5 protein-coding genes are annotated in these 4349 nt (G+C 44.2%); 1 reads left to right on the forward strand and 4 read right to left on the reverse strand.

The window, feature by feature from the left end; translation table 11 throughout:
• Window positions 1-119: 119 nt before the first annotated feature.
• A complete protein-coding gene (locus ACH0QE_RS17725; protein WP_415801828.1) occupies window positions 120-956 on the reverse strand; it encodes a lipoate--protein ligase family protein in 837 nt (278 codons plus the stop codon).
• A gap of 234 nt (window positions 957-1190) precedes the next feature.
• Between ACH0QE_RS17725 and ACH0QE_RS17730 the strand changes: the two genes are divergently transcribed.
• Complete coding sequence (locus ACH0QE_RS17730; RefSeq protein ID WP_180321303.1) at window positions 1191-1511, forward strand: rhodanese-like domain-containing protein; 321 nt, start codon at window positions 1191-1193, stop codon at window positions 1509-1511.
• A gap of 102 nt (window positions 1512-1613) precedes the next feature.
• Here ACH0QE_RS17730 and ACH0QE_RS17735 read toward each other — a convergent pair whose 3' ends face one another.
• The 3 genes from ACH0QE_RS17735 to gcvPA form a co-directional block, all read right to left on the reverse strand.
• A complete protein-coding gene (locus tag ACH0QE_RS17735) occupies window positions 1614-1805 on the reverse strand; it encodes a hypothetical protein (protein WP_415801829.1) in 192 nt (63 codons plus the stop codon).
• Window positions 1806-2053: 248 nt separating this feature from the next.
• Complete coding sequence (gcvPB, locus tag ACH0QE_RS17740) at window positions 2054-3517, reverse strand: aminomethyl-transferring glycine dehydrogenase subunit GcvPB (RefSeq protein WP_415801830.1); 1464 nt, start codon at window positions 3515-3517, stop codon at window positions 2054-2056.
• Window positions 3510-4349 (reverse strand): aminomethyl-transferring glycine dehydrogenase subunit GcvPA (gene gcvPA, locus ACH0QE_RS17745; protein ID WP_415801831.1); only part of this gene is annotated, 840 nt, incomplete at its 5' end. The genes gcvPB and gcvPA, both read right to left, overlap by 8 nt.

Genomic DNA, 4349 nt, shown 5'->3' on the forward strand with positions numbered 1-4349 from the left:
ATCTCCAGTAAATGATAAAAAACAACAAATTTCGAGGGTTGCACTTTTTTATAAATCCTCAGAGCCTAGAAAATACTGGATACAAACAAAAAAAGCGGAAAATCCGCTTTTAAATATTTTTATCTTTTGAAATTCCACTCATCAGATTCGTACTTATTTTTTGCCAGTGTATTTACATAATCTAATTCATTATCACTTAAAGTGTATGGCTCCAAAATAATTCCCAAGCCATCTTCAAAACCTTCCTTGAATGCTTTCTTCGCTTCTTCAAGATTAATCTCACGGTTGCTGATCTCATTAATGGCAACAGCTTTCGTTTTAAAGGCCTTCTGCATTCTCTCCTTAACTCGGTCATTCGGATACTTGAATAAACTGAAAAGCTTATCCTCATCTAAATCAAGCAAAATAGAACCATGCTGAAGGATAACCCCTTTTTGCCGGGTCTGGGCGCTGCCTGCCACTTTTCGTCCCTCAACCACAAGCTCATACCAGCTTGGTGCATCGAAACAAACTGCCGACCGCGGGTTTTTCAGTGCTTCTTTTTCAGAAGAAGTTTTCGGTACGGCAAAATAAGCTTCCAGTCCTAACTTCTGGAACCCTTGTAAAATACCTTCCGATATCACCCGGTATGCTTCTGTTACTGTCTTTGGCATTTCAGGGTGTTCTTCAGTAACGATTACGCTGTATGTTAGTTCATGTTCATGCAGAACGCCCCGGCCGCCAGTAGGTCTCCTTACAAAACCAAGACCGTGCTGCTTCACAGCCTCCATATCAATTTCTCTTTCAATCCTTTGGAAATAACCCACTGAAAGAGTTGCCGGGCTCCAACCATAAAAACGGACCACTGGAGGAATTTTTCCTGCACCATGCCAATCAAGCAAAGCCTCATCCAGCGCCATGTTAAAAGAAGGTGAACAGTTTCCTGAATCAATAAATCCCCATACCTCTTTATTCATACAATTTTTACCCCATTTAAAATAGTTTAAAGCTAAGATTTTTTTAGTCTAACAAAATAAAATTCAAAAGCAAAGCAAGTTGATTTAAAGAAATTTATTAATTTCCTTTGCTCTCTGCCATGAAGGCTTATATAATTAAAAGTGCTCAGCTAAGCTTGAAAGGAGAAATATGTTTTGGATACTCTTATCTTTTTAATCGTCCTAACAGTTGCGGTTATTCTTTACTCTGTGTTTATGTATTTCCGCCAGAAGAAAATCCTCAAGACCCTGACAGAGGAAGAATTTATTGCAGGTTATCGTAAAGCGCAGCTAATCGATGTCCGTGAACCAAATGAATTCGCTGGTGGACACATTTTAGGCGCCAGAAATATCCCGCTTACCCAGCTTAAGACACGCCTGAAGGAAATCAGGCCGGACAAGCCGGTCTACCTTTACTGCCAGAGTGGTTCCCGCAGCGGACGTGCTGCACAGCTGCTTTACAAAAAAGGCTATAAGGACTTGAACCACCTACAAGGCGGCTTCAAAAAATGGGGCGGAAAAGTCAAAGCTAAATAAGCAATAATCCCATAAAATTACCCCTCAGCATGGTTGCTGGGGGGTTTAGCTATTTTTAATAATATGAATTTTGGGTTTGCACCAGGACCAGACAGATTTTCATTAATTCCCTCCAAACCTGTCTGAAGTTGCACCATGTTCGGACAGCTTCTCTCTGATTTCCTTCAAATCCTGTCTGAAGTTGCACCATGTTCGGACAGCTTCTCTCTGATTTCCTTTAAACCTGTCTGAAGTTGCACCATGTTCGGACAGCTTTTCTTTAATTCCCTTTAAACCTGTCTGAAGTTCTACCAAGTTCGGACAGCTTTTCTCTGATTCCCTCCAAACTTTTCACTGATTTCCTTTAAACCTGTCTGTAGTTGCACCAAGTTCGGACAGCTTTTCACTAATTGCCTCCAAACCTTTCCGAAGTTGCACCAGATTCGGAAAGCTTTCCTCTGTTTTATCAAGTCTTTTCGAAGTCCTCCTTGATATTGCCACTAAAAAAAAGAATCAATACAAAAAAGCCCTGCCATTAACAACTGGCAGGACTTCTATCGTTTCTATTCTGCTTTCTGGTAGCGCAAGATTGGCTTCCTTGCAGCTGTTGTTTCATCCATTCGGCCTACTACTGTGGAGTGTGGCGCATCCTGGACGATTTCTGGATTCTCTTCTGCTTCCTTTGCGATTTGGATCATCGCATCGATGAAGGCATCAAGAGTTTCCTTGGATTCTGTTTCTGTTGGCTCGATCATGATTGCCTCTTCCACATTCAATGGGAAGTAGATTGTCGGCGGATGGTAGCCGAAGTCAAGCAGGCGTTTGGCGATATCCAATGTGCGGACGCCAAGCTTCTTCTGGCGTTTGCCGCTTAGGACGAATTCGTGCTTGCAGTGCCTGTTGAATGGCAGGTCGTAATACTCTGCAAGCCTTCTCATCATATAGTTCGCATTCAGCACAGCATACTCCGTAACAGCCTTCAGGCCATCTGGACCCATTGTGCGGATATACGTATAGGCGCGGACATTGATGCCGAAGTTGCCATAGTATGGCTTAACCCTTCCGATTGATTGCGGACGGTCGTAATCAAACTTATAAACGCCATCCTGCTTTGTCACGATTGGCTTTGGCAGGAATGGAATCAAGTCTGCTTTTACACCGACTGGTCCTGAACCTGGCCCGCCGCCGCCGTGTGGTCCTGTGAATGTCTTATGAAGGTTCAAGTGAACCACATCAAAGCCCATGTCGCCAGGGCGTGCCTTGGACATAACAGCGTTCAGGTTCGCTCCATCATAGTATAGCTTTCCGCCTGCACTGTGGACGATTTCAGCCATTTCAAGGATATTTTCTTCGAATAGACCAAGAGTGTTCGGGTTAGTCAGCATCAATGCCGCTGTATCTTCACCGACAACCTTCTTAAGGTCTTCTAAATCAACCAGACCGTTTTCATCTGATTTTACAGTGATCGTTTCAAAACCAGCTACTGTTGCGGATGCTGGGTTTGTTCCGTGAGCAGAGTCAGGAACGATTACCTTCGTACGTTTGTCGTCACCATTTGCTTCATGATAAGCACGGATCATCATCAAGCCTGTCCATTCACCGTGTGCACCAGCTGCAGGCTGAAGAGTCACCTCGTCCATGCCAGTGATTTCAATCAAGTGTTCCTGTAGGTCGTACATCAATTCAAGTGCACCCTGGACAGAACTTTCATCCTGCAATGGATGCAAATGTGCAAAACCATTGAAGCGGGCAACATTTTCATTCATCTTCGGATTGTACTTCATAGTACATGATCCTAGCGGGTAGAATCCTGAATCAACGCCGTGGTTGCGCTTGGATAATGCTGTGTAATGGCGCATGATATCAAGCTCGGAAGCCTCAGGAAGTTCCGGTTCTTCTTCACGAAGGAATCCTTCAGGCAACAGCTCGGATAGGTCGGCTTCTGGAACATCCATTTCTGGCAGGCTGTAGCCGACACGGCCCGGTGTGCTTAATTCAAAAATGAGTGGCTGATCTTCCTTATGCATTGATATCCCCCATTTCCTTTACAAACGTATCGATTTCTTCTTTTGTTCTTAATTCAGTTATCGCAACAAGCATGTGGTTTTCAAGATTGGAATCATCACGTCCAAGGTCATAGCCACCGATTATGCCTTTTTCAAGAAGCTTTTGGTTTACTTCTTTTACCGGGTTATTCAGCTTGACGACGAACTCATTGAAGGTAGGACCTTCAAATGCAATTTCAAAGCCATTTTCTTTAAAAGCCTTTTTCGCATAATGAGCTTTTTGTATATTGGCCACAGCCATTTCACGAACGCCTTTTTTGCCGAGAGCTGTCATCGCTACTGAGGCAGCAAGTGCATTCAAAGCCTGGTTCGAACAAATGTTGGATGTCGCTTTATCACGGCGGATATGCTGTTCTCTCGCCTGAAGCGTCAATACGAATCCGCGGCGTCCCTGGTCATCCTTCGTCTGGCCGACAAGTCTGCCTGGAACCTTTCTCATTAGTTTCCCAGAAACAGCGAAGTACCCACAGTGAGGGCCGCCGAATGCTGTTGGGATACCGAAAGGCTGGGCGTCTCCAGTTACGATATCAGCACCGAACTTCCCTGGAGGAGTCAATGCTCCAAGTGCGAGCGGGTTGCTTGATACAACGAACAATGATTTATTTTCATGTGCGATTGCTTCGATTTCCTTCATTGATTCAATGCCGCCGAAGAAGTTTGGATACTGAACGATGACAGCAGCAACTTCTTCATTTGCCATATCCTTAAGAGCTTCAAGGTCAGTTACGCCATCCTTATGCGGTACTTCCACAACATCGATGTACTGGCCCTTTGCATATGATTTGACTACGTC

The sequence above is a fragment of the Mesobacillus sp. genome (assembly GCF_047739415.1).
Lineage (GTDB): Bacteria > Bacillota > Bacilli > Bacillales > Cytobacillaceae > Mesobacillus.

Coding starts and splice junctions, on each gene's coding strand:
- ACH0QE_RS17725 (WP_415801828.1), bottom strand. CDS start 956: ATGAATAAAGAGGTATGGGGATTTATTGATTCAGGAAACTGTTCACCT.
- ACH0QE_RS17730 (WP_180321303.1), top strand. CDS start 1,191: ATGTATTTCCGCCAGAAGAAAATCCTCAAGACCCTGACAGAGGAAGAA.
- gcvPB (WP_415801830.1), bottom strand. CDS start 3,517: ATGCATAAGGAAGATCAGCCACTCATTTTTGAATTAAGCACACCGGGC.